23 protein-coding genes are annotated in these 23,269 nt (G+C 51.8%); 18 read left to right on the top strand and 5 right to left on the bottom strand.

Going from position 1 to position 23,269, the window contains the following annotated elements:
- Window positions 1-87: 87 nt before the first annotated feature.
- The 3 genes from HUN04_01985 to HUN04_01975 all read left to right on the top strand — a co-directional run bounded on the left by HUN04_01985 (window position 88) and on the right by HUN04_01975 (window position 1,872).
- On the top strand, window positions 88-552 hold the full coding sequence (locus HUN04_01985; protein ID WDP88576.1) for a PEP-CTERM sorting domain-containing protein: 465 nt from the start codon (window positions 88-90) through the stop codon (window positions 550-552).
- Window positions 553-686: 134 nt separating this feature from the next.
- Window positions 687-1,304: a PEP-CTERM sorting domain-containing protein gene (locus tag HUN04_01980; protein WDP88575.1), complete on the top strand. Its 618-nt coding sequence runs from the start codon at window positions 687-689 to the stop codon at window positions 1,302-1,304.
- 202 nt (window positions 1,305-1,506) lie between these two features.
- Window positions 1,507-1,872: a hypothetical protein gene (locus HUN04_01975; protein ID WDP88574.1), complete on the top strand. Its 366-nt coding sequence runs from the start codon at window positions 1,507-1,509 to the stop codon at window positions 1,870-1,872.
- A gap of 679 nt (window positions 1,873-2,551) precedes the next feature.
- Here HUN04_01975 and HUN04_01970 read toward each other — a convergent pair.
- On the bottom strand, window positions 2,552-3,052 hold the full coding sequence (locus tag HUN04_01970) for an enoyl-CoA hydratase/isomerase family protein (GenBank protein WDP88573.1): 501 nt from the start codon (window positions 3,050-3,052) through the stop codon (window positions 2,552-2,554).
- A 142-nt stretch (window positions 3,053-3,194) separates the two neighbouring features.
- Between HUN04_01970 and HUN04_01965 the strand changes: the two genes are divergently transcribed.
- Together HUN04_01965 and HUN04_01960 are read left to right on the top strand one after the other, a co-directional pair.
- Window positions 3,195-3,947 (top strand): transporter substrate-binding domain-containing protein, encoded by a 753-nt coding sequence (locus tag HUN04_01965; protein WDP88572.1) that lies wholly within the window; start codon window positions 3,195-3,197, stop codon window positions 3,945-3,947.
- Between the two features lie 430 nt (window positions 3,948-4,377).
- On the top strand, window positions 4,378-4,737 hold the full coding sequence (locus tag HUN04_01960; protein ID WDP88571.1) for an HNH nuclease family protein: 360 nt from the start codon (window positions 4,378-4,380) through the stop codon (window positions 4,735-4,737).
- Between the two features lie 772 nt (window positions 4,738-5,509).
- Here the strand turns inward: HUN04_01960 and HUN04_01955 are convergent.
- The gene (locus tag HUN04_01955; protein WDP88570.1) at window positions 5,510-5,833 is read right to left on the bottom strand and encodes a carboxymuconolactone decarboxylase family protein; all 324 of its coding nucleotides are present in this window, start codon (window positions 5,831-5,833) and stop codon (window positions 5,510-5,512) included.
- Between the two features lie 325 nt (window positions 5,834-6,158).
- Here HUN04_01955 and HUN04_01950 point away from each other — a divergent pair, with 325 nt between their 5' ends.
- The 10 genes from HUN04_01950 to HUN04_01905 all read left to right on the top strand — a co-directional run bounded on the left by HUN04_01950 (window position 6,159) and on the right by HUN04_01905 (window position 16,335).
- The gene (locus tag HUN04_01950; protein ID WDP93129.1) at window positions 6,159-7,931 is read left to right on the top strand and encodes a two-component sensor histidine kinase; all 1,773 of its coding nucleotides are present in this window, start codon (window positions 6,159-6,161) and stop codon (window positions 7,929-7,931) included.
- Window positions 7,909-8,331: a response regulator gene (locus HUN04_01945; protein WDP88569.1), complete on the top strand. Its 423-nt coding sequence runs from the start codon at window positions 7,909-7,911 to the stop codon at window positions 8,329-8,331. The genes HUN04_01950 and HUN04_01945 overlap by 23 nt, the downstream gene beginning before the upstream one ends.
- A 31-nt stretch (window positions 8,332-8,362) precedes the next feature.
- Window positions 8,363-8,782, top strand: a complete 420-nt coding sequence (locus HUN04_01940) for a response regulator (GenBank protein ID WDP88568.1) — start codon at window positions 8,363-8,365, stop codon at window positions 8,780-8,782.
- Window positions 8,772-10,346: a DASS family sodium-coupled anion symporter gene (locus HUN04_01935; protein WDP88567.1), complete on the top strand. Its 1,575-nt coding sequence runs from the start codon at window positions 8,772-8,774 to the stop codon at window positions 10,344-10,346. Before HUN04_01940 ends, HUN04_01935 begins: the two co-directional genes overlap by 11 nt.
- 10 nt (window positions 10,347-10,356) lie before the next feature.
- Window positions 10,357-11,544, top strand: coding sequence for a response regulator (locus HUN04_01930; GenBank protein WDP88566.1), 1,188 nt, complete (start codon window positions 10,357-10,359; stop codon window positions 11,542-11,544).
- A 2-nt stretch (window positions 11,545-11,546) separates the two neighbouring features.
- Window positions 11,547-11,987: a response regulator gene (locus HUN04_01925; protein WDP88565.1), complete on the top strand. Its 441-nt coding sequence runs from the start codon at window positions 11,547-11,549 to the stop codon at window positions 11,985-11,987.
- A 53-nt stretch (window positions 11,988-12,040) separates the two neighbouring features.
- Window positions 12,041-13,516, top strand: coding sequence for a histidine kinase (locus HUN04_01920; GenBank protein WDP88564.1), 1,476 nt, complete (start codon window positions 12,041-12,043; stop codon window positions 13,514-13,516).
- A complete protein-coding gene (locus HUN04_01915; GenBank protein ID WDP88563.1) occupies window positions 13,494-14,927 on the top strand; it encodes a sigma-54-dependent Fis family transcriptional regulator in 1,434 nt (477 codons plus the stop codon). The genes HUN04_01920 and HUN04_01915 overlap by 23 nt, the downstream gene beginning before the upstream one ends.
- 226 nt (window positions 14,928-15,153) lie before the next feature.
- Window positions 15,154-16,065 (top strand): universal stress protein, encoded by a 912-nt coding sequence (locus tag HUN04_01910; protein ID WDP88562.1) that lies wholly within the window; start codon window positions 15,154-15,156, stop codon window positions 16,063-16,065.
- Window positions 16,066-16,077: 12 nt separating this feature from the next.
- Window positions 16,078-16,335, top strand: coding sequence for a hypothetical protein (locus HUN04_01905; GenBank protein WDP88561.1), 258 nt, complete (start codon window positions 16,078-16,080; stop codon window positions 16,333-16,335).
- 130 nt (window positions 16,336-16,465) lie between these two features.
- On the opposite strand, the gene HUN04_01900 is transcribed toward HUN04_01905, so the two are convergent.
- Window positions 16,466-17,143 carry a CBS domain-containing protein gene (locus tag HUN04_01900; protein ID WDP88560.1) on the bottom strand — a complete coding sequence of 226 codons (678 nt, stop codon included), beginning with the start codon at window positions 17,141-17,143 and terminating at the stop codon, window positions 16,466-16,468.
- A gap of 22 nt (window positions 17,144-17,165) precedes the next feature.
- Between HUN04_01900 and HUN04_01895 the strand changes: the two genes are divergently transcribed.
- Genes HUN04_01895 through HUN04_01885 form a run of 3 tightly spaced genes read left to right on the top strand, consistent with a single transcriptional unit; the run spans window position 17,166 to window position 21,601 of the window.
- A complete protein-coding gene (locus HUN04_01895) occupies window positions 17,166-17,435 on the top strand; it encodes a hypothetical protein (GenBank protein ID WDP88559.1) in 270 nt (89 codons plus the stop codon).
- A 39-nt stretch (window positions 17,436-17,474) separates the two neighbouring features.
- Window positions 17,475-20,150 (top strand): bifunctional acetate--CoA ligase family protein/GNAT family N-acetyltransferase, encoded by a 2,676-nt coding sequence (locus HUN04_01890; protein WDP88558.1) that lies wholly within the window; start codon window positions 17,475-17,477, stop codon window positions 20,148-20,150.
- Between the two features lie 59 nt (window positions 20,151-20,209).
- Window positions 20,210-21,601, top strand: coding sequence for a sigma 54-interacting transcriptional regulator (locus HUN04_01885; protein ID WDP88557.1), 1,392 nt, complete (start codon window positions 20,210-20,212; stop codon window positions 21,599-21,601).
- A 45-nt stretch (window positions 21,602-21,646) separates the two neighbouring features.
- Here HUN04_01885 and HUN04_01880 read toward each other — a convergent pair whose 3' ends face one another.
- The gene (locus HUN04_01880) at window positions 21,647-22,186 is read right to left on the bottom strand and encodes a DUF4125 family protein (GenBank protein ID WDP88556.1); all 540 of its coding nucleotides are present in this window, start codon (window positions 22,184-22,186) and stop codon (window positions 21,647-21,649) included.
- A gap of 11 nt (window positions 22,187-22,197) precedes the next feature.
- Complete coding sequence (locus tag HUN04_01875; GenBank protein WDP88555.1) at window positions 22,198-23,214, bottom strand: glycyl-radical enzyme activating protein; 1,017 nt, start codon at window positions 23,212-23,214, stop codon at window positions 22,198-22,200.
- Window positions 23,215-23,269 lie beyond the last annotated feature (55 nt).

Raw genomic sequence — 23,269 nt, 5'->3', positions numbered from 1 at the left:
GTTACCATCCAAATCTCTCCTTCTGTTCAATTTGGATGTTTCTACCATTTTTTTTGATTCTTAAATTTCGGGAATTTTAATTGTCGTTTGGCGGGAATTATAAATGACGCTGATCAAATAATAACAACATATGATTTAAACACTTACTCTAACGCCGTTTTTTTATCTGATGCTGCTATCTCTTTTAGTGACAATATGCATGCTTTCATTGAAAACGAGTATGGGTTTTCTTTTGGGGATACGGTCTGGTCATGGGTGTGTAAAGTAAGTCCTAATGGGCCTTTAGAAACACTTGCCACACTATCTACTGTTACGATCAACATGAAATCGGATGGCCCCTATAAAGGATTAATTATTAATCGTGAATCCGATGGCAACATTGTTGGTGCAGGTGCAGGTGGTAAAAATAATCCAATCTTTTTTTCAAGCCTAACGTATTCTATAGCTCCTTACAATCCTGATCAACAACCGATACCGGAACCATCAACAGCGTTTCTCTTTGGTCTTGGGCTTTTGGGGCTTGTGGCTGGAAACAGGAAAAACCACTTTTAAATAACTCATAGTTCTATCTACCTGTAGTTGTATAAGACTATTTTTCATAGCTGTCTCCTCATGCTGAGGAGTTATTCAGTATGAATAATGAGATATGCAAGGTTAAACCAATACATTTTAAAAAGGAGGATTGCATGAAAAAAATAATTAATAACGTAAGAAAGGAGAGGCCTGTCATGAAAAAAATATTCATATTTTTATGCTTTTTTCTATTTTTTGGAACAGCTACAACCGTGAATGCTACTCCTCTTTACTGTGCAGCCAATGGACATTATTATGAATATGTTAATGCCCAAAGTATCGATTGGAATACAGCGCTGACAGCTGCTTCTGGATTGTCTTATTTAGGAAATCAGGGTTACCTGGCGACTATTACTTCTCAAGAAGAAAACGATTTTCTGTATAGTTTGGTGCAACCTTATCGCAACCCAGATTCTCCTTATTATGATAACGCTTGGATTGGGGGCTCAGATGAAGGTGATGAAGGGAATTGGACTTGGCGGACAGGGCCGGAAGCAGGGCAGACTTTTTTCTATGAAAATTGGGGCGGCGCTGAGCCGAATGGTGGCATCAGGGAAAACTACACACGGTTTATTTGGTCAAATGGTAATTGGAACGATATAGCTCCAAATGACAAGTGGGGAAAAGGCTATTTGGTTGAATACAACTCTGCGCCTATCCCCGAGCCAACAACAGTAATACTCTTAGGCTTAGGCCTTCTTAGTCTTGCAGGGTTAAACAGAAGAAGATAATACCTCACTAAAAATTACAAGGCAGGGTCAGAAATGGCTCTGCCTTATTCATTTTTCATGAATATAAAAATCAAACCTTAAAAAATGCATTTATTAAATTTGTGGACTTTTCAACCAACTGTGTCGAGTTAAAAAACTCGCTTAGAGGGGCTATGAATAATAGAACAAGACAATTACTTTTTGACTTGAAAGGCAAAAAGTAATGCGATATATTTTAAATATTATGAAAACAAATGTCAATAAATTAAAAGTTCAAGATATCGTTCATCAAGCAATCTGCCGTAAAAAGGGAATTCCTTTAGAATCAATTTCTCTGTTTCATTCGCGCCTTGTTGAAACAACTTATGAATTCGTTTTCGTTCATAATCCCCCATCAGAAGCCAAACCGTTTCATGTTCTCTTGGAGATTGAGGATATAATGGAATCTCTTTATTTTGATTGGCCTTGTCTCAATGGCGACCTAACATTGAAAATGTCGAGGTTTGATTTATACAGATACGGCTTAGTGGTAAATGGTACGAGGTGCACGGCAGCAGCTATGCCGCTATCCCGCCAGACGGGATGTTAACAACCGGGCCCGATAAACCGCATAGGACAAGCGTAAGCGTCCGTCCGGTTTTGAGAGGCGCAGCCGTACACGGATTAGTCAAGATGAACCGCTTTTACGGATGTCTGGTGAAACCTGGGGGTTGATAGGCCCGGCTCAATCTTTTTAGTAATAACCCTTATCCTTCCTTAAATACAAAAAATACGGCTGTAAGAGATTATTGAACCCCGGCGGTTAAACCCCGAAGAAATTATACAGGGCATATTCCTGATTTTGTCCCACATGTTCAGAAGAAGGCCACATACTACATGTTGTGGGTAAAGATTTAGATAAAAAACGACGGCTAATACCATGATTGTGGACTTTGGCATTCCTCATTTCAAGTGGATGGATAACATTTTGAATGAATGAAAATTTTGATAATCAAGTTCGCGCAAGAAGTATTTTTGTATTGTTATTTATACTTTAATAGCAATGCTTAATCCTCCGAATCATTGTATTTGGGATAGTGTTTTTTAATAAAAGCGGGGCACATGCCATGACTAAACGTTGCATCAGAATGATCAAATAGATGTAATTCAAGTTTAGTCCAGTATCCATAGTTGGTTTGCATAATCGCTCATTGTGTTCTATAAAGCTCCGGATAAAAAACTACCTACCAGAGATATAACAAATAGATGATAAATCAATTGGACTGTTTTCAGCTACTCATTTTGTATATGTTTCTGAGATAACGTTCATGAGTTGTTTCAATGTATTTATTTATCTCAGCTTTATCTGGTTGAATCATACATCGTGTCTCAGAAATGGCATCCCTGGAAAAAGGATTTAAAGCATTCAACAATTCAATACACTGGGATTCAACATTTTCTTCGTCAACAATCTGAGAGACTAACCCCAATTGGTAAGCCTCTTCTATACTGAGTTCCGGATGCGACAGCATCAGTTCCATTGTCCTTGCAGGACCAATATTCTTTATCAGAAAGAAAGATAACAAGCTTGCAGGTGGAATTCCGTATGAATTATTGGGGTTTATCATTAAGGTTGCATTCTTTGAGGCAATTCGATAGTCAACAGCCAAAGAAAATCCTAAAAATAACGGTCCACTGTTGGAACTCATCCCAGCAACCATGGGGATGGGAAAATCAAGAATGACATCTATTATCTGAGACATGCCGAAAAAGCATTTTTTATTATGCATCTTGCTTTTTGAATTTTTGAAAAGAAAATTTGACAGGGCAAATTGATTGTTGCAATTTTCGACAGAAAAAGGTTAATCTCCAATTATTTGGATTTTTAGAAAATATGGATTACCAATGGCCAAGGGTAATTGAGTCTTAGTTATGAAACAAATTCTTTATTTATTTGTGGCGGGTGTGTTGATGGCCGCTGTGGGTAACTCTGTAGGTATCGCCCAAAATGCACATCAGGAGCCTTTGGTCTTTACGACTCCCATAGATGAAGGTGTGTTCACCCAATATCAGAGAGAAGTCTTAAAAGAAGTCTCTAACAGAACCGGTATAAAATGTACGTTGAAAGAACTCCCGAAGAAACGGTGCCTTGTAGCCACGAACAAAGGCGTATATGCTGGGGTTGCCGCCAGAATAAAAGGATTGGAAAAAGACTATCAGAATTTAAGGATGATCAGGGTATCCCATTTTACAGTTCAGCATATTTTGTTTGCCAAAAAGAAAAATATCATTGAGACAGTTAATGATATAAACACACTTACAGAGCATGTGATAAAAACGGACTGTGTTGTCGGCTTTTTACGAGGAAGCAAAAAAGCGCAAAGCATCCTGTCCGACATTCCAGAAAAGAAAAAAGTGGTCCTTGATTCTCCCAAAGAAGCCTTTAAATTAATTAATATCAACCGCATAGGAGCCTATCTTGCGGGACCGGGAATCGTCAATAGATCTATTTTAAAAAAACAGTTTAATCAAAATGAAATAAAGGAAGTATGCGTTTTGGCCGAAACTCAATTATTTCCTTATGTGCATGAAAAGTATGCCTACGTGATTCCGATACTTGAAAGCACACTTAGATCAATGGTTGCTGAAGGAACGCTGGACAGAATCCGCAAAGCGTTGGAATAACCATTTAGTTATGGACGGCTTCAAGTCTCCTTTCGATTCAATCGTTAAAAATTACATTTAATATAATCTTGTCTGTCGAAAAAAGAGAAACATCTTCCTGGAAATGATTAAACCTGGCCCAGTACCAATTAAATTCGGCCAGAAACAATTAATCCCGGCCGGGTAACGAATAAATCTGGCCGGGTGCGGACCTTAGAAACGATTATTCCTGGCCGAGATTTTCTATTAAATCAAGCCAGGGCGATTATGAAATCAGGCCGCTACAATTATGTCTATTAGCTGTCGCTTTCTTTCCAAATTCATCGACCACAACATATTGGGGTTGGCCTCCCCCATCAATAAACACATTTAATACCGGATAAGGTTGATTGGACGACTCAATATAATTATTAATAAATCGTTAAAAAAAGAAGGACCAGGAGTGAATAGAATGATCAGCAAAAAAGATAACCTTGTTCAGAAAGTATTGGCAGAACAAAAGTCTCGTCAAACCGGATATCGAGAGCGTGCTCTTAAGATGTATCCTTGGATCTGTGCTCATTGTGGCCGCGAATTTGAGGGTAAACGAGTCAAGGAACTCACGGTTCACCACAAAGATCATAACCATGACAACAATCCGCCTGATGGGAGTAATTGGGAATTGCTTTGTATCTATTGCCACGACAATGAACATTCCAGGGAACAGGTCGCCGATGCCTATTCTGATGAAGTGGCTTGCAGCACTTCAACCTCCACAGGCGGCACCAATCCCTTTGCAGGGCTTGGTGATATGCTAAAAGGTAAGTTTTAAATCAGTCCGCCCGAAAAGTATGAACGCTGTACATACCGACAAAAACACTTTATCACCAGAATCGAAAAAGCGTATTTATGACACAGCAGCAAAGAATTGTAGAAGTCGAGCTAAAAAATGGTGAGAAATCCAAAGCCATAGCAACCGGTAATAATGCCGCTTGGATATGTCAATGTAAAAGGAAAGTACCTTTGCTTGGGAGAACTGGCCTTGTAAATCGTTTAACGGACGGATTGCGTGTTGTTTGTCCGGACTGTGGCTGTAGTTACCATGTCATTCCTGATAGGAAAAACCAGGGGCCAGTATTGAAAGTGATTGAAGTCTGATAAGATTGAACTGGTTCAAATCAAATGCGTCTCTGATAAATCTGCACGAAAGTTTCTAAAGCATTTTAGTTCGGTTCCTGTTTTGGGAGTTGAACCATAGTCTGCATCTTTTGACATTCCAACACATGTTGGTGCTTTTGTTGGTGCATCTCCAGAATGCCACCAAGAAAATGGCAATGCCGATTCAAAACAGCTCTCTGGCTATTTCGCAGTTAGCTATTTTTTTTGCAGGCAGGCTTGATTGAAAATTCGAGATGTATTTGCTGTCTGGGGGAGAACGCTTGTGTTTGGATCCTCTCAAGCGGAAGCCAAACCCTTCCGGCGGGCAGTGTTTGAGGTGCCCATTCCCAGGATATAGCCTCCACTTCCGCCAAGCGGAGGCGCAAAATCGGACGCTTAACCAATGACGCAGAATTTTGAAAATTTTCGTATCAGGGGAAACAAATTTATTTCTGGCAGTCACATTTAATATTGCCTGCGATAATTTCCTTCCAGTCCCCAATTACATCGTGGGTCCAGCAATCATCCGCCCCGGCCGCCTCCCTCATTACTAAAGCAAGAATATAAGCCAGTTCTTTCACGGTTGCGCCTGCTTCCAAAGCCCCTTGAAAATGCTTTAACACACAGGGTTTCGACCGCCCTTTGATGGAAAGTGCAAAGCAGATGAACTGATAGGTCTTTTCATCTATCGTTCTTTTGTCAGTGTAAAGCGCGTCCATTTCATCCAGTTTTTCTGCAAATTCCGGAAAAAATTCAGCCAGCATTCTCATAATGTTCCCCCCTTGTTTTCAACTTAGTTCATACCCTATCCCCATAAATAAATTTTCCTTATATGAGCAGATGGATTAGATTTTGTCCACCCTGTTGGTCATTTCCAAACCAAGGCCAGGTATCCAGTTGTTTTTACACCCTGTAAAAAAAGCTGACAGGTGCTGGCCTCTTATTCTTTTTCTCTGATTTCTGATTTATTCATTTATTTCGTATGGTTACGGGCGAATGTGATGCCGCCTGCAGGGGTGGTATGTATCTTGATATTTCACCTATTAGGATTTTCCATTTGTCAGATGGAGAGGATGAAAAAAGGTGGAAAGAATGATGCCGGACCCCATAATCGACAGAAAAGGGTTTTACCAGGTGGTGACGAGGAAGATCAGGCTGCTGATCCTGCTGGTTTCCTTTATTCCCATGGTACTCACTGCAGGAATCCTCTGCTGGCGGTTCCACCTGGCCTATTCGGAGAAGGTCCGAGCCCATATCTCAGAGCTGGTTCTCAAGCATACCCGGAACATCGATGCGTTTTTAGCGGAAAAATTGGGCAATATCCGGTATCTTGCCCGGCAGTTTGCGGCCATTTCACCGGACGCCGCCCCCGAGTTTCTGTCCTCCCGCCTGGCTGAACTGCGGGACGAGTACGGGGAGGTGTTCACGGACCTGGGGGTGGTGGACGCCGGGGGTACACAATTTGCCTACGAGGGGCCGTTTCGCCTGGTAAATGCCGATTACAGCAACGCAGGCTGGTTTTTAAAGGCCATGGAAAGCCCCTATTATATTTCCGATGTATTTGCCGGGCTCCGGGGGCATCCCCATTTTATCCTGGCCGTTAAGGTGGTCTGCCGGGGGCGCACCTACATCCTGAGGTCCACCATTAATTTTGCCGCCTTCAATTCCCTGGTGGAGAATGTCAGCATCGGAGAAACCGGTACAGCCTTTATCGTTAATGCCGAAGGCGAATTGCAGACCCATCCCAGGACCGGTACAGAGATATCAACGGCCGCCGTCATAACGGATCCTGGCATTTTCAGGACCGCCAACACCGTGATCCTGGAACGGGGAGACGGCAGGGGCAATACCTATATGTACGCCCTTTCCCTTCTCCAGACAGTGGACTGGCGTATGGTATTCCGACAGGACCTGAGGGATTCCCTCAGGGATCTGTGGAATGCAGAGGTGCTGACTCTGATCGTCTTTGTTCTGGGCTGTATCGCCATAATGTCGGTTTCCTTTACACTCCCCCGCAGCATTGTCAGACTCATTGCCGAGGCCGACCGGAAAAACGAAGCCATGAACAAGCAGGTGGTGGAAAGCGGCAAGCTGGCCACCATCGGTGAGCTGGCCGCCGGCATTGCCCATGAAATCAACAATCCGGTGGCCATCATGGTGGAAGAGGCCGGATGGATGGGAGACCTGCTGGAGGAGAACACCGGCACTGATCTCGGAACGACCAAGGAATTTAACCGGGCCATCAACCAGATTCAGACCCAGGGCCGGCGATGCAAGGACATCACCCACAAGCTGTTGAGCTTTGCCCGGAAGAGCGATGCCAGCGTGGCGGATATCCGAATCAACGATACCATCCGGGAGATCGTTTCCCTCACTGCCCAGATGGCCAAATATAATAATGTCGCCATTAAAACAGACCTGGCCCCCGACCTTCCCTTTATCCGCTTTTCCCCGGCCGAACTCCAGCAGGTCATTCTCAATCTCATCAACAATGCCATCGACGCCATGGACAGGGAAGGGGGCACCATCCAAATCAGCACTGCCGACACGCCCGGAGACAGCCGGTTTATCGGCATTGCCGTCCGGGACGACGGCCCGGGAATTCCCAGCCATTACCTGGACCGGATTTTTGACCCCTTTTTTACCACCAAAGCCGTGGGGCAGGGAACGGGCCTGGGGCTTTCCATCTGCTATGGCATCATACGGAAGATGGGAGGGAAAATTGAGGTTGAAAGCCAGGTGGGGCAGGGCACCTGTTTTTTTATCCACCTGCCTGTTGAAAACGTTGAAGAGGCAGAACCGCCTCCGAAGATAAAGACCTTAACCTATTCAGGAGACAAAGAAGATGAAAGTTTTATTTGTGGATGATGAAAAGGCATTTCTGGACACGTTGACCAAGCGCCTTGAAAAACGGGGGATGGAACCCGCAGCGGTGTACGGCGGCAGTGAGGCTCTGGCGTTTTTGGCCGGCCACGGCAAAACCGATGTGGTGGTCCTGGATGTGAAAATGCCGGGCATGGACGGCATTGAAACCTTAAAGGCCATCCGGGCGGAATTCCCCCTGGTGGAGGTGGTCATGCTCACCGGGCACGCCACAGTGGATTCGGCCATTGAAGGAATGAAACTGGGGGCCTTCGACTATCTGATGAAACCCTGCAACCTGGACGAACTCGTGGAAAAACTGGAGGCGGCGGCCGTCAAGAAACAAGCCCATGAAGAAAAGATAATGGAGGCCCGGTTCCGGGAAATCGCCGGCCAGAGGGTATAGCACGGAATCCGTAAAAGGAAATGTGAACAAGATGAAAGACAGCACTTCCCCCTGTACCCGCCTGCTGCTGGTGGATGATGAAAAAGGGTATATCGACATTTTGTGCAACCGGTTTCACCGCCGGGGCATTGAGGCGGTTAAAGCCTATTCAGGCACCGAGGCACTGCGGGCCCTGCGCAGGGATGATTTCCATGTCATGGTCCTGGACCTGAAAATGGAGGATATGGACGGAATAGAGGTGTTGAAAATTGTCAGGAAAATGGCCCCGGAACTGCCGGTGATCATACTCACCGGCCACGGGTCCCGGACGGCGGCTAAGGACGGGATGGCCCTGGGGGCCTTTGATTACCTCACCAAACCCTGTGAATTTCAGGAGTTGATGGAAAAAATCAGCCTGGCCCGGAATGCGAAAATAAAAGAAAACGGAGACTCAAGCGGAAATGATATTTAAAACAGACGGATTTAAGCTGGCGGTTGCGGTTTTGCTGGGCGTCCTGGTATTTGCACTGCCCAGGCCTGAAGGAACAAGGTTCAAAATATCCGGGGAAGGATCCGGAGAATTGGCCCAGGCCGTTTCCCAGTATTTTTCCATGGCACCGGCAAAGGAGGCCGGCAGTTATATTTTAGAGGCAAAGGCGCCTGGCTCGGCTGAGGCCCGGGCGGATTTCCTTCAGACCCACGCCGGCACCCTGGGGCTGGACCAGGTGGCTGTCGACTATGTGGACGGGATGTCCCCCAAGGCCAAGCGGTTTTTGTCCGTCCTTGCGGTGCTCATCTGCCTCTTTGTCATTGAACCCATTCCCCTGGAAATTACGGCGCTGCTCATCGGGGCCTCTTTGGTCATCCTGGGAATAACGGATGTAAAAGGGGCCTGGGGGCCCTACATGCACCCGGTGGTGATTTTCATCATGTGCTGCCTGATCTTTGCCATTGCCCTGGACAAGGTGGGGCTGACCAAGCGGCTGGGGTATTATATCATCAAGAAGGCGGGCAATTCCGTGACCCGGTTTACATTTATCATCGCCGTGGGGCTGGGGCTGGCCTCGTCCTTTATGCATGATGCCGCCGCCTGCGCCATCGGCATTGTGACCATGCTGCCCCTGATGCGGGCTGTGGGTATAGAGCCCAATACGAGAACGGCCAAATTCATGATGCTTTCCCTGCCTTTTGCCTGCTCCTGCGGGGGGATGGGAACCCTGGTGGGCGGGGGGCGCTGCATGGTGTCCGCAGCGTTCTTAAAAGAATTCACCGGCATAGAAATCACCTTTTTCCAATGGATCAAATACTGCATGCCCGCGGCCATCATCTGCGTGCCCGCCGCCGTATTCCTGGTCTACCTGGTCTATCGGCCCGATCCCAAATTCAAGCTCCCTGATTTTGATGAGGACCTGGGACCCATGACCGCTGCCGAGAAAAAGGCCCTGGTCATCATCTGCCTGGCCTTTGTGACCTGGCTCACCAAGGGGCTCCACGGTGTCCATTATTCCGTCACCGGTATGATCGGGGTGGCCTGCCTGGTTCTGTTCAAGGTGCTCAGGTGGCGGGACATCAACGATAACCTGGAGTGGGGCACGGCCCTGTTTATCTTCGGCGGCGGTATTTCCCTGGGGCTTGCCATGGGGTATTCCGGTGCAGCGGATTATTTTGCCAACCTCTTTTTTCCGCTGATCCAGGGCAAGGGCTGGCTGGTGCTCTTTGTGGGGGTCGCCGTGTTCGGCGCCCTGGTCACCAATGCCATGGCCAATGTGGCGGCCGCCGCCCTGATCCTGCCCATTGTCATCCCCATGGCCCAGCTTGAAGGGGTGAATCCCATGATCCTGGCCCTGGGGCTGGGCATGGCCACCTCATTTGCCATGCTCCTGGTCATCGGCTGCCCCCCCAATGCCATTGCCTATTCCTATAAGTATTTTAAATCCTCGGATCTGACCCGGCTGGGCCTTGTGGTGACGCCGGCCCTTCTGCTAATACTGGTTGGGGTGGTCTACACCTGGTGGAAGGTGCTCGGCCTCATATAGGAGTATGATTATGGAGAACATTAAGGGCAAAACCGTAGACAAGACCGCCCGCGTTCTGCTGGTGGACGATGAGGATAATTACCGCCAGTCCCTGGCCCGGCGCCTGACCCGGCGGAATCTGGCCGTGGCCCAGGCCCGGGACGGGGCTTCCTGCCTGGATTTTCTGGCCAAAGAAGAGATAGATGTGGTGGTGCTTGACATGAAAATGCCGGGCATGTCCGGCATGGAAACCTTCAGGGCTGTCCATGAAAGTTATCCCGACATCCAGGTCATTTTTCTTACCGGCGATGCCGCCATTGCCGAAGGGGTGGCAGGGATAAAGGCCGGGGCCTTTGACTACCTGTCCAAACCCGTGGAGATTGACCATCTGGCCGGAAAAATTCGCCAGGCGAGGGCGTTGCGGCAGCTGGAGGCGGCCCGGGAACGGGACCGGCAGTATAAGCGGCGTATGGAAAACCGGATGATCCACACCCAGCGCCTGGCATCGCTGGGCACCATGTCCACGGGCATTGCCCATGAAATTAATAATCCCCTGGCCGTGATCAATGAATCCGCAGGCTTCATGCGTCAGGTCTTAGAGGGCCAAGGACAGATTCCTGACAAGGCCATGCTTTTTAAGGGGCTTGAAAAGATAGAGAAAAGTGTTGACCGGGCCCGCCGGATCACCCACCAGCTTCTGGGCTATGTGAGGAAAAAGGGGGCCGGGCTTTCAAAGGTGGATATCCGCCTGCTGGCAGAAGATACCCTCGGGCTTGTGAAGCAGAGGACCGAGGCCAAAAAGGTATCCGTTGAGTGGGACACGGCGTCCCCGGGCGAAATGATGATGCACACCGATCCCTTCCAGCTCCGCCAGGTATTGATCAACCTGCTGGAAAACGCCGTGGACGCCGTGTCCTTCAACGGTCAGATCCGCCTTTCCCTCTCAAGATCGGGGAAGGCGGTCTGTCTGGCGGTCGGTGACAACGGATCCGGCATAGAGGCCGGGCACATGGAAAGGATTTTTGATCCCTTTTTCACCACCAAATCCATAGATAACGGTTCGGATAAGGGGACGGGCCTGGGGCTTTTTGTGGTGCACAGGATCATGGAAAACCTCGGGGGCAGCATCAGCGTTGAAAGCCGGCCCGGCAGGAGGACCCAATTTACGGTCTGCCTGCCCGAGTGGCATCCGGATAAAGAGGATATAAAGGAGAGATAAGAATGATAAGAATACCGGTTAGAATTCTCATAGTTGACGATGAAAAAGATTTTGTGGAGATGTTTTCCCTGAGGCTGAGCAACCAGGGAGAAAACGTGTCCACGGCTTACAGCGGTGAAGAGGCCCTGGAGGTTCTCGACCGTACCCCCGTGGATGTGGTCATGCTGGATATCCGCATGCCCGGCATGGACGGCATTGAAACCCTGAAAAAAATCAAGGCGGCCCATCCCCTTGTGGAGGTGATCCTGCTCACCGGCCACGGCTCTACCGAAACCGCAGTGGAGGGCATGCGGTCCGGGGCCTTTGACTACCTCATGAAACCCGCGGATTTTGAGGAAATTAATACCAAGGTGGACAATGCCCGGAAGCGCAAGGAAGAGCAGGAAGAACGGATCCGGAAGGCCGAGGTCAGACTCTTGCTCCGCCGCAGCGGTGATATTTGATTTCCTCCGTGGCAGGTTTGTGGTATGAGCACGGATAGAAAGGAGAAGCGCAATTGAGTTTGAAACAGAGGGTATATTTGGCCAATGCCGTTCTGCTGGGGATTACGGTGATGGGTGCCGTGTCCATGATCTGGTACACCTATAAAACCGAAGGCCTTTTTGCCGGCATCACGGCACGGCACATCCCGGTGTACCAGGCCGCCGAAGCCCTTGAAACCTCCCTGCTCAACCAGAAAGGCTATCTTTCCTACTATCTTCTGGACAAGAACCCTGACTGGCTCCGGCAGCTGTCCGGATTCCAGTCGGCGTTCCAGAAGGAAATGACCCGGGCCAAGCCCCTGGTGGAGGAGCCCTGGGAAAAAGAAGCGCTGGCCCGGATCGAAAAGGAGTATGCCATCTATATTGCCTCCAAGGACCGGGTGCTCAGGCTCTATGAAAAGGGGGATCCCGGCGCAGGTGCCGCCCTGCACAAGGAGGTGAGGGCCAGTTTTTTCAGGATATTCGATCTTTGCGAAAAGTTTAAGACCTTCCACAAGGAGAACATTGACCACGCCGTCACCGTCAGCCATACCGATGCCAAGCGGCTGAGGTATATCGCCCTTCTGGCCATCGTCACGGTGGTGCTTTTAAGCCTGCTCATCAACTATATTTTCACCTGCCACATTCTGGAGCCCATCCGGAAACTGGCGGAAGAGGCGGACCGGATGGGGGCGGGGCGGCCCTTTGGCAACGAGATGGCCGCCCTCAAAAACAGCGTCCACGGCCTTATCGAAAATGCCGAGCAGACCCATGCCGAGCTGAAGCGGAGCAGGGAGACCCTGATGCAGTCGGAAAAAATGGCCCTGGTGGGCAAACTGGCCGCAGGCACGGCCCATTCCATCCGGAATCCCCTGACCTCCATTAAAATGCGGCTCTTTTCCCTGGGGCGGTCCGGGGACGTCTCCCCGGTCCAGCAGGAGAATATCAATGTGATTTCCAACGAGATCGGTCATATCAATAAGATTCTGGAAAATTTCCTGGAATTTGCCCGCCCCCCCAAACTGACCATGAAACTGCAGAGTCCTTCACAGGTGGTGGACAATACCCTTCGGCTGCTGGAGCAGCGCCTGAAATCTTACAACGTGACCGTGCAGATTGTCCGCCGGCAGCCGTTGCAGGACATACTGCTGGATTCAGGCCAGCTCAAGGAGGCGCTGGCCAATATTATCATCAATGCCTGCGAAGCCATGGATCAGGGCGGGCGCATTACCATCACCGAATCCATGGAAACGGGCAGCGCCCGGGAGGCGGCGGTGATCCGCATCCAGGATACCGGTCCGGGAATTCCCCAAGGGATGAGTGACCAGGTGTTTAACCCTTTTTTCACCACCAAGGACGAGGGGACGGGATTGGGGTTGAGTATATGTTTCAATATTATCAGCGAACACGGGGGCTGCCTCTGCCTGGACAGCCCGGAGGGGCAGGGGGCCTGTTTCACCATCACCCTGCCCGCAGGGGAGGTGGCCTATGGCGAAGATTCTCATCATTGACGATGACGACCAGCTGAGAACCAGTTTTTCCAACCTGCTCAGGGAGGAAGGCTACGATGTGGTTTCCGCGGCCTCGGGGGAGGCCGGCCTGGAGATCGTTGAAACCACCCCCCTGGACCTGGTGATCCTGGATGTGCGCCTGCCCGGCATCAACGGCATAGACGCCTTCAAGGCCATTAAGAAAATTGACGCCACTCTGCCGGTGATCATCGTCACGGCCTTTGGCACCACGGAGACGGCCATAGAGGCCATCAAGGCCGGGGCCTTCGATTACCTGCTCAAACCCTTTGACGTGCCGGAGATGCTGGCCATGATCATCCAGGCCGTGGACGCCGGTTACTGCATGCGGACTCCGGTCCAGGTGGATGCCGAACCCAGAACCTTTTCCCAGGATGCCATCGTGGGCCAGAGTTCCGGGATGCAGAAGGTGTACAAATCCATCGGCCGGGTGGCCCAGACCGACGCCACGGTGCTGATCCAGGGCGAATCGGGCACGGGCAAGGAACTGGTGGCCCGTGCCGTCTACCAGCACGGCATCCGGTCGGACAAAGCCTTTTCCATCATCAACTGTGTGGCCATCCCGGAAAATCTGCTGGAGAGCGAGTTGTTCGGCTATGAAAAAGGGGCGTTTACCGGCGCCGTCCGCCGCCACATCGGCAAGATAGAACAGGCCGACGGGGGAACGGTTTTTCTGGACGAAATCGGAGATATGCCCATATCCATCCAGGCAAAGATCCTGAGGCTTCTCCAGGAGCGGTGCATTGAGCGCCTGGGGGGGGACGAAACCATCCCCGTGGATGTTCGGATCATCGCCGCCACCAACAAGGATCTCAAAACCGCCATTGCCGAAGGGGCCTTCCGGGAGGACCTCTACTTCCGGCTCAAGGTGGTGACCATTGAACTGCCGCCCCTGAGGAAACGGACCGGGGATATCCAATCCCTTACCGCCCACTACCTGGCCCGTTTTTCCCATGAATTGAAAATCGATAATCCCGGTATCCGGGAGGATGCCATGGACCTGCTGTGCCGGTATGAATGGCCGGGCAACGTCAGGGAACTCTCCAACCTTATCCAGAAGGTCTTGATCTTCAACCGGGGCAATCCGGTTTCCGTCACCGATCTTGCCCAGATTATCCGTAAATCTCCGGATGAAAAAGCGGCATTCGGCCCGGACGAGGGCGATGCCCTGCGCCAATGGATTCGCCAAAGCCTCACCGATCCGGCGGCCAACCACAGCTTTGAGCATTTTGTGGATACGGCTTCGTCCATGGCCGTGGAAGAGGCCCTGGAACTCTCCAACGGCAACCGCTCCCAGGCGGCCAGGCTCCTGAACATCTCCCGTCCCACCCTCCATGCCAAAATGGACAAATACGGGATCGATACGGTCTCTTCGACCCGGATTCTTCGTTAGGCAGGGACCCCGCCTGTCGTTTTTCTTTACACCCTGATAAGGGGACTGTCTTTAGTATTTTCCTTTTGTATGGTGGTACTTTGTTGATTTGCCTGTCATTTCAATGATTTGCTTCGTAGCTTGATCCTGGCACGGCAGTTGCTCTCTATTTTGCTAAGCGGGAACCGCATTCTGATTACCACCCCGGCGCCGTTCCCCAGTCTTAACACCATGGAAAGGAGGGGACATGAATGAAAATACATTGCTTGTAGCCGTTGACGGTGAAGAAAAATCCATGAAAACCATTCAATATATATCATCCTTCAGGCCCTACCGGGATAAGGTCGTCGTCCTGTTAAACGTGATGAATCGGGTGCCGGAATACTATTATGACCTGTGCTCAGAGGCCTTCAGCCGGGATTCGGTCGTCCGGAGTCTGGCCTGGGAGAGCGGAGCCCGAAAACGGATGGAATTTTTTATGAAAAAGGCCCGGGTTAAACTGATTGCCTGCGGATTCCCCCCCGAGCGGGTCCGCATAGAGATCCGGGACCGGAACCGGGGCGTTGCCCGGGATATTCTGGACGAGGCCAGGAAGGGATATCATGGCCTGGTGCTCCGGCGGCGGGGGATGGCAAAAGCGGTTCTTCCGGTTCCCCTGGGAAGTGTGTCCACCAAACTCATTGAAGAGGCCGTGGATGTCCCCCTGATTTTAGCCGGGGTCCGGGAGCTGACCCATACCCTGTTCCTGGCCGTTGACGGCTCAGCCGGGTCGGAGCGGGCCGTTGCGTTTGCCGCCCGGACCCTGCAGGGGTCGGGGTGCCGATTTGTGCTGGGCTCGGTGATCAGGGATTTCTGCGGGCCCTGTGACGGCAGCCGGGAATGGGAGGCCAATGGGGCGGCCATTGTGGAGAAGGCCCAGGCGTACGCCAGTAAGGTACTTCTGGATGCCGGGTTCCGGGACAATCGTATTACCCGGAGGGTGATAAAAGGGGGAAAAAGCAGGGCCGGCGCAATCGTTGAAACGGCACTGGCAGATGACTGCGATACCATTGTTCTCGGTCGAAAGGGAATGTCAACGGTATCTGATTTTAATATCGGCAGGGTGCCCTGGAAAGTGGTGCACGGGGCAAGGAAAATGACGGTGTGGATGATTCCATAAAAGGAGGGAGCTATGATGAAGAAAAAACTTGTGATTCTGATGGTTATTCTGGCTGTGGCGGTATTCGGAACGGTATCTTCGGCTCGTGCGTTTATTGATCCCGTATCCCTGAGCGTCATTCTCGGAACCGTCATGATCGTTCTGGTCACCGGTGCAGAGATCCACTATGCCAAGGAAGATAAGGACGTTGTAAAGGCGGAGGTTGTCGTTACCCAGGCCGCAGATGCAGGGGAGGTGAAAGATAGGGGCCGGCCCCTTACCAAAAAGTGACGGACGAAGGCCGGTCCGGGATTTTTCCGTGCTGGCCCGCAATCTATCGTGAAAGAATTAAATCTGATCTTTCATGTAAAACAAAAAATGAACGTTTGGCCGGGCAGGTTCAACCTGCCCGGCCGTTTTTTTATATCAATTTCCTGTAATCCTTTGGCGGGTCGGCCACATACTCCAGCTGGCCGGATTCATGGAATACCCCGGCCAGGCGGCTGAACTGTTCGGGGTCAAGGTCGTAAGCATGGACAAAGAGCTTTTTAAAGCCCTGTTCAATATCATCATAAGAGGTGAGAACACTGGCAAGGCGGCCGCCGGCGGCGGTGATGGCGTCCAGAATCTTTTTGATGGCCCGGGGCCGGTCCCTGAGTTTAAAAGCGAAAATCTGTCCGTTGGCGGCCACCCCGGTAAAGGAAACAAAGCATCTGAAGATATCGCTCTTGGTTATGACGCCGACGATGTGGCCGTCCCGTCCCATGACGGGCAAGCCGGAGATTCCGTTGGACAGCATGAGGCCTGCGGCTTCGTCAACGGTATGGTTCCAGGGAATCGTGACCAGACGCTTGGACATAATGGTTTGGATCTTGATGGAATCCATCAGGCTGCGCATTTCAAATTTGTCCAGGGTGGTGGCCTCCGAGGGCATGGCTTTTTTCAGGTCCCCGTCGGTGACGATACCTGCGATTTGGTCCCCTTTCATCACCGGTACCATGGAGATAAGCCGGGTGCGCAGCAGTTTGTCTGCTTCCATAAGGGTATCGTCCCGGTCAATGGTGATGGGGGGATTGCTCATCCAGTCTTTGATTATCATATTCACCTCCTTAGGTTAAATCATGGGTCTCGGTAGAGGAGATGAGCAACAGGTGTGCCACACCCGGTTTGAAAATGCTGATACCCAGGACTGGAAGCGGTTTCCAGCTTCCTATGACTGGCCGAGACCGGCTGAAAAAGCCTTTGGCGTTTTCCAGGGTGTAAAGAAAGCAGACAGTGCAGGGCACGCCAAACCCTGTTTATGGATGGGGGCAACCTGGTGGTTTAGTGCCGTGTTTACTAGGGTCGGCATCACCCGGGCGACAAAGAAAAATTTCTGGCATGTATCTTGAAACCCTTGGTTTACAAACTTCAGAGATAAGGAGGGAAGGATGGGTACACAGAATCTATTGAAAATGTTCAGTCCCGGCTCCGTTGCCGTCATCGGCGCCAGCGAGAAAAAAGGCCGGGTCGGCGAAGCACTGATGCAGAATCTCATTACAGGTACCTTTGACGGGGATATCTTTCCGGTCAACCCCAACTATTCTGATATCATGGGCATCCCGGCAGCCGGATCCGTTCTTGATCTGTCCGGGTCCGTGGATCTTGCCGTGGTGGCCGCCCCCATCATCCAGGTCCCCCAGATCATTGCCGACTGCGGTGAAAAAGGCGTGGCCGGGGCCGTGGTGCTTTCGGCCGGAGGAAAGGAAACCGGTGTCAAGGGCCGTGAGATCGAAGCGCGGATCAAGGCGGCTGCCCGGCGGACAGGTATCCGTATCATCGGGCCCAACTGCGTGGGCATGGCCCATACCCAAAAGGGGTTGAACGCCAGTTTTATGCAGGAATTTCCTTTGCCCGGCCGTATTGCATTTCTTTCCCAGTCCGGGGCCGTATGCACCTCCGTGCTGGACCTGGCCCGGCGGGAACAGGTGGGATTCAGCCATTTTGTCAGCCTGGGCTCCATGCTGGATGTGGATTTTGCCGATATGATCGATTTTCTGGGTTCTTTGAAAACCGTGGACAGTATCATCATGTACATGGAGAACATGACCCATGTCCGGAATTTCATGAGTGCGGCCAGGGCGGTCTCCCGGGTCAAGCCTATCATCTGCCTCAAAACGGGCCGCTCCACTGCCGGGGCCAGGGCCGCCGCCTCCCATACAGGGGCCCTGGCCGGGGAGGATGCGGTCTACGATGCGGCCTTTGACCGGGCCGGCATTCTCCGGGTGGATACCTTTGAAGCGCTTTTTGACTATACCCGGATTCTGGCCCGGCAGCAGCGGCCCAGGGGACGGCGCCTGGTCATCGTTACCAATGCCGGCGGTCCCGGTGTAATGGCCGTGGATGCCCTGGTTGCCTGCGGGCTTGAACCGGCAGAGCTGAGCCCGGATACCGTTGCCGCACTGGACGAGAGCATTGAAAAGGAATGGAGCCGGTCCAATCCCGTTGACCTCCTGGGGGACGTATCTCCCGGGCAGTTTATCCGGGCCGTGGATATCTGTGCCCGGGCACCGGAGGTTGACGGCCTGCTGCTGATCCATTCCCCTGTGGGTATTTTCAGGCCCGTGGATCTGGCCCGCCCCCTGGCGGAATTTTTGAAAACGGTGAACTGCCCGGTGTTTACCGCCTGGGTTGGGGGGACCCGGATGGATGAGGCCCGCCGGGTGCTCAATGAAATGGGCGGGGTAACCTACGACGCTCCTGAAAAGGCGGTGCGTGCCTTTGCCGGCCTTTACCGGTATGGCAGGAATATCGATTTTTTGCACGAGATTCCCGTGCGCCGGGACATCAACCGCAAGGTCGATCCCGCCGGGGCAGGTCGGATTATCGGTGGATACCTTTGCGATGAAGGGACCTTTTTAAGCGAGGCCGACGCCAAGGCGGTGCTCTCCTGTTACGGCATCCCTGTGAATCGGACCCTGATTGCCGGAAGCCGGGCCGATGCCGTGCAAAGGGCAGGGGAGATCGGCTTTCCCGTGGCCTTGAAAATCACCTCACCGGATATTGTCCATAAATCCGATGCCGGCGGGGTCTGCCTGAATCTGGATTCCGCTGGGGCGGTGGAAAGGGCCTATGACCGGATGATGGAAACGGCCGCTGAGGCATTTCCCGAGGCCAGGATTCACGGGGTCAGCGTTCAGGCCATGGTGCCGTCGCCGGAGTATGAAATTATTGTGGGGGCTAAGCTGGATGAACAATTCGGGCCGGTGATGGTTTTCGGCATGGGCGGGGTGATGACAGAAATCCACAGGGATACGGCCCTGGCCCTGCCTCCCCTGAACCCGGCCCTGGCCTCAAGGGCAGTGAACGCCACAAAGATTTCCCGGGTAATGGAAGGATTCCGTCAGTTCAAGGCCGTGGATCCGGCCCTGGCCGAGGATATTCTGATCCGTGTCTCCCGGCTGGTAACGGATTTTCCCCAAATCCAGGCCCTGGACATCAATCCCCTTGCTGTTTCCCGGGGGCAGCTTGTGGCGGTGGATGCCCGGATCAGGGTGAGGCCTACACCGGTGCAGTCCCCGGATCATCTGATCATCAGCCCCTATCCGGCTTGGCAGGAGCGCTCCTTTACCACGGCGGACAAGGATGACATCTTTATCCGGCCGGTGCGTCCGGAAGACGCCGGTGCCATGATGGCATTTTTTGAACGGCTCTCCCCCAGGACCGTATACTACCGGTTCTTTTCGCCCCTGAAGCAGCTTTCAAAGGAAATGCTGATCCGGCTCACCCAGATCGATTATGACCGAGAGGTGGCCCTGGTGGCCGTCAGTCCGCCGGAACCGGGGGAGAAGATCATCGGGGTGGCCAGGATTATTTTTGCCGGCGGCGGTGCCGGTGAATTTGCCATCATGCTGGCCGATTCCTGGCAGGGAAAGGGCATCGGTGCAGCCCTGCTCAAACGCTGCCTGGCCTTTGCCCGCAAAGCCGGCCTTAAACGGGTATACGGCCTGGTGCTCAGCGAAAACCGGCAGATGCTCAGCCTGGGCAAAAAACTGGGGTTCAAAAGAACCGTGACGCCCGGGACCGGCGAGATAGAGCTTGAGATCGATATGGATACCTGGAATTAGTATCAATGGCGGCATCTTTGGGAAAGTTCCTGTGTGAATCCGATTTTTGGGGAGGAAGAATGGAAAAGGAACAGGCGACGTTTATCAAAAGCATTTTTGAATCCGAGAAGGTTGTGGAAGAAGTGATGGCCATTGCCGCCGAGGGCCTCGTCGTGGTGGATATGGACGGGGTCCTTATTTATGCGAACAAAAGCTTTGAACAGATCTACCGTGTTCCAAAAATCCAGGCATTGGGGAAACACGTCACCGAGGTGATAGAAAATACCCGGCTTCATATCGTTGCCAGGACCCGGGTGGCGGAAGTGGACCAGATCCAGTTCATCGGCGGCCATAAATATGTGGTGTCCCGTATGCCCATTATGGTGGCCGACCGGTGTGTCGGTATTGCCGGCAAGATCAGGTTCAAAGATACCTGCAAGGTAAAAGAGCTGACCCGAAGAATTTCCAATCTTGAAACCCGGTTGAACAGCAACAGGGAGTCCTTTTACCATCCCCGCTATACCTTTCAGTCCATGGTGGCCTATTCCGAAATCAGCCACAAGGCCAAGGAGATGGCCATAAGGGCCTCGGCCTCCAAGGCCACCGTGCTCCTGCTGGGCGAAAGCGGGGTGGGTAAGGAGGTGTTTGCCCAAAGCATACACAATATGAGTTCAAGGAATGCGGGGCCCTTTGTCATGCTCAACTGCTCGGCCATCCAGGAAAGCCTGTTTGAATCCGAGTTGTTCGGATATGTGGCCGGGGCATTCACCGGGGCGAAAAAACAGGGGAAAAAGGGAAAATTCGAACTTGCGGACAGCGGCACCATTTTTCTTGACGAAATCGGTGAGATGCCCCTTAACTCCCAGGCCAAACTTCTGCGCGTCATGCAGGAAAAGACCATTGATAAGGTGGGCGGTGAAAAGATATACAATGTTGACGTTCGGATCGTAGCGGCCACCAATAAAGACCTGGAGCAGCTTGTCCGGCAGGGGAAATTCCGCAAGGACCTCTTTTACCGGCTCAATGTCATTACCATCCATATCCCTCCCTTACGGCAGCGGCCCACGGATATCCCCCAGCTGATCCGTTTCCTGTGGAAACAATTGGAGGAGGAATACGGCATCTATCATAAGCGTATAGATCATGAGGCAATGAATCTGTTCCAGAATTATGACTGGCCGGGGAATGTCAGGGAGTTGAGAAATGTTCTGGAACGCCTCATGGTTCTTGTACCCCAGGCGTCCATCACGGCCGAACATGCCCGGACACTTCTGGCAGGCCAGGAACCCTCCGACGCTTCCGCCGTTAGTCGGTACCAGCTGAGGCATCTTGTTTCCCAGACCGAAAAAACCGCCATTTCCCAGGCCCTGGTCACATCAAATGCCAACCGGTCCAGGGCGGCAAAGGCCCTGGGAATATCCAGGGCCCTGCTGTACAAAAAAATGCATCTCTACGGGTTGATGGATGCCTGAACCGGAGAACCCGTGCGGTTTCCATAAGAAATCCGGCCGGCCGTTTTACCGGTTTTTCATCTCTTCCTCCATCTGGTCAATGGAATTGAGTCCAAGGGCTTTGAACAGGTGGGTGTAGCGCTCCTCTACCAGGTTCCGTTTTTCTGACAGTGCAAGGGTAAGGGCGGCGTATATCCCTTCAATGGTTTCCCGGGAATAGGTTGCAAATTCACAGGAGGCATAGGTTTCAAATTGGTCTCCCCTGGCCTTGAATGTCAGGGGGTATTTTCTGCGCACTGCGCTATGCCATCGGGTTTCAATGGCGATAATTTCATTGATCAGCGGCTTTGGCCTTCTATATAATTTGTTTTCCATGCAGGCGTATTTTTCAGTCATCAGGTTTCTTCCGGCGTATTCCGCCCGGGTCAGGTCCTGAAGAATGGATTCCAGCACCGGCTCCGGCCATACCCAATGACTCATCTCCCGCATCCTCCTGAAGGTTTTTACCATTTCCTGGCAGGATGCGGGTTCAGAGGGTGTTACGGCCAAAAACATGGCCTCTTCCTTTCCGATAATCTCCCGGATCAATATTTCTTTGGGTGTCATTGTTTTTCCTTCTAAAAAGGGGTGTCATATCCGATAAAACAGGCCAGCCCCCTGGATTCAATGATGCCCTTGATATGGGCCATTTTCTCCTCGGAGGGGGGCGTCTGGTCGGCGAAGGGGTAACTCCGGCCCAGCTGGCGGTACTTGGATTCCCCCAGACGGTGGAAAGGAAGGATATTAATAAGGTCAAGGCCGATGGAACGGATAAAGTCGGCGGTGGCCTCGATATTCTCATCCCCGTCGTTTCTACCCGGAATCACAGGTATTCTGGGAACGATGAACCCCTCCCATCCCGGCATCTTCGCCAGGGCTTCAATATTTTTCAGGATCAGATGATTGTTCACCCCAGTCAGCGCCCTGTGCCGGTTTGCGTCCATATGTTTCAGATCCGTGAAGACCCAGTCCACAAATTGCATCACTTCAAGAAAATAGTCGGTGGGCAGACAGGAGGTGGTTTCCACGCAGGTATGGATATATGCCTTTTTGCACCGTTTGAGCATGCCAGGGATGAAGCTGCGTTGCATCAGGGGCTCCCCGCCGGAAAAGGTCACCCCGCCCCTGGCGCCCCAGAACTGCCGGTCCCGCTGGAGGATGGCCATGAGTGCGTCCTGTGTGTATGCGGTGCCGCTCAATTCCAGTGCCTGGTGGTAACAGGTCTCCAGGCACTCATGGGTGGTGCAGGTATCGCACAGACTCCTGTTGAACTCCAGTTCTCCCCGGCGGTTGACCCTGGGGGAGCCGTAGGGACAGGAGACAACGCAATTGCCGCAGCAGACGCATTTGCTTTGTTTATACATGATGACCGGGGTCCTGAACAATCCTTCGGGGTTGCAGCACCAGATACATTGAAGGGGGCAGCCGTTCATGAACACCGTTGTCCGGGTGCCGGGGCCGTCGTGTACGGAGTGGCCCTGGATATCGAAAATCAGCCCTGTGGGGGCATCTCCCATTATCTGCCTGCCAGGGACAGGCACCTCTTTGTTTTCGGGAGGTTTTACTATTGTGTCGGATCTTGACCGTTCATACATGAGAGTCTCCTTTCAGCCGTTTGGCCATGGGCATGAGCTTGTGTGTTCCTTCCGG

The organism is Desulfobacter sp. (assembly GCA_028768525.1).
GTDB lineage: Bacteria > Desulfobacterota > Desulfobacteria > Desulfobacterales > Desulfobacteraceae > Desulfobacter.
This window is presented reverse-complemented; position numbering and strand designations above follow the sequence as displayed.